Origin of the sequence: Vibrio sp. SG41-7 (assembly GCF_014164465.1) — a bacterium.
Taxonomy (GTDB): Bacteria; Pseudomonadota; Gammaproteobacteria; order Enterobacterales; family Vibrionaceae; genus Vibrio; species Vibrio splendidus.
Genome location: NZ_JACJFF010000254.1, coordinates 1 through 2,179, shown reverse-complemented (window position 1 = coordinate 2,179; position 2,179 = coordinate 1). Strand labels below are relative to the sequence as shown.

The 2,179-nt window shown below is 47.5% G+C and carries 3 protein-coding genes; all 3 read right to left on the bottom strand.

Annotation, left to right across the window (positions count from 1 at the left end):
- Positions 1–1,500, bottom strand: a 1,500-nt coding sequence (tnpC, locus tag H5300_RS26380; protein ID WP_182797329.1) for an IS66 family transposase, incomplete at its 3' end; no start/stop codon positions are given.
- A 59-nt stretch (positions 1,501–1,559) separates the two neighbouring features.
- On the bottom strand, positions 1,560–1,913 hold the full coding sequence (gene tnpB, locus H5300_RS26375) for an IS66 family insertion sequence element accessory protein TnpB (protein WP_182797328.1): 354 nt from the start codon (positions 1,911–1,913) through the stop codon (positions 1,560–1,562).
- Positions 1,910–2,179, bottom strand: a 270-nt coding sequence (tnpA, locus tag H5300_RS26370) for an IS66 family insertion sequence element accessory protein TnpA (RefSeq protein WP_182797327.1), incomplete at its 5' end; no start/stop codon positions are given. The genes tnpA and tnpB, both read right to left, overlap by 4 nt.

Genomic DNA, 2,179 nt, shown 5'->3' with positions numbered 1-2,179 from the left:
ATCGATATCAGGCTCAGCTTTCGCTAGCTCTTTCATGCACTTGACCATGTAGTCGTAGAGGATAAGGCCGTTGGCTTTCGCAGTCTCGACGATGCTGTAAAGCATCGCACTCGCGTCAGCGCCATTTGCAGTGGTCGAGAACAACCAGTTCTTCCTGCCAATGACCAGCGGTTTAATTGCGCGTTCAGCTCGATTATTATCGATAGATAAATGACCATCATCGCTATAGCGAATAAGTTTCGGCCATTGGCCGAGCGTGTATTTTATCGCCTTGCCCAGCGGGCTAGACGCTAGCACTTGTTGAGTCGTCATCCACTCGTAAAGCTCATCCAGTATCGGCTTGGCATGCAGTTGACGTTCTGCTCTTCGTGTTTCGACACTCGCACCTTTTAAGCGGGATTCTATCCCATAGAGCTTCTGGATTTTAGCCAGCGCTTTATCTGCTTTGCCTGACTTACCTTTACCTTGAAGCTTCTTAGCGTCCATGAACTTACGCCGTGCATGCGCCAAGCAGCCAACATTGGTGACTTGTTGAAGACCATCATAGGCAGCATAGCCATCGGTTTGCAGATAACCACTGTAATCCCCCAAGAAGGCAACAGGGCATGTCCTCGCGCGACTGTTTTGATAGTCGTACAAGGCGATATTCTTTACATTCGACAGTGCATCGTCGGGCGAGTCTGCGCCCGAGCAGTAGAGCCACATATAACACTGTTTATCTTCTTTGAGGACATTGAGCGGCGTTTCATCCGCCTGAACCACCACTTGTTGAAGTAGATGCTCTTTTAAGGCGGCATAGAGGGGTTTGAACTTATCACTGACTTGGATAACCCACCTTGCCATCGTGGTTCGTGATAGCTCGATACCCGACTGGGTAAACAGCGACTCTTGGCGGTACAGTGGCATTGCGTATTGATATTTGCCAAGGATGATGTTGGCCAACAAGCTTTCTGTGGCAAAGCTTTTAGGGATGATGCTCTGGGGCGCAGGTTTTTGAACGATACGGCTGTTGTCTTCAGTTTGCTCACACTGACGACAAGCATATTTAGGACGAACATATTCCAGCACTTTGAGCACAGCTGGTGAGAACTCAAGTTTCTCACTGCGGTCTTCACCGATTTTATGCAAACTATGTTGGCAGCAAGCGCACTGCTTTTCATGGTCGTCTAAATCGAGTTCGATAACTTCACGAGGCAAGGTCTTTGGAAGGGGCTTGCGTTTACCACGTTTCTTCGTTGTGGTGGTCACCGTGACCTCAACCTCTTCTTCCTTAGCGGCTTCACATTCCACTTCGTTGAATAGGTCACCTTGCGATTCATCGTAAGGCTTTAGCGCCTCCGAGCGTTTCGCGAACTGACGGTCGAAGGCCAGCTTGAGCTGCTCGAGTAGCGACTGGCGCTCTTGTTTCCATTGGGTTTCTGACGCCAACAGCGTTTTTACCATAGCTTGTAGCTCGGCAATATCTTGACTGTTTGGGTTGATATCTGGCGTCTTTTTCATGGCCTTGATTATACTAAAATCATGCCGTTAACGCTTGGTATATCAGGCTTTAGTATCGATTAAGTCATTGTAAAATCGTTTATTTGAACGGGTTTATGGCCGATAATCGTGAAGCCTGAAAGCAGTCTATCAAGCTCGAATTGAGTCAGGGTAAACACTTCATTTTTCTCTTTTGCAGGCCATTTATACTTGGCTTTTTCAAGGCGTTTATACCAAAGCGCAAAGCCTGTTTTATCCCAGTACAGCACTTTGATTTTGTCGCGCTGTTTGTTGGTGAACAAGAACAGTGCGCCACTTCCTAAAGGTAAGTCGGTGTCACTTTCGATAATCGCTGCGAGGCCATTGATGGACTTTCTAAAATCGACACTCTCACGATACAGATAAATCTCTGGTGCGCTGAGCATGCGTTTCATGATAGCGCCCCGATAAGTTCTGCCAGGTAGGCAGCGGGCGTGCCTTGAGGAATACTCAGCTCCACATCATTGATGAGAAGTGTCATATTAGCGGTGGCTATTTGAGCTTGATATTTCGTTGTCTTTTCGACGACCTCTGCTCGTACAAAGCCTTGAGAGACATCCGCTTTTTTGAGTTGCTGGCGCTTAGCATAAAACGTTGAGGGATTGAGCTCATTGAGCTTACAAAATGCAAGCGTTGACAATGAACTCGATTCAGATTGCTC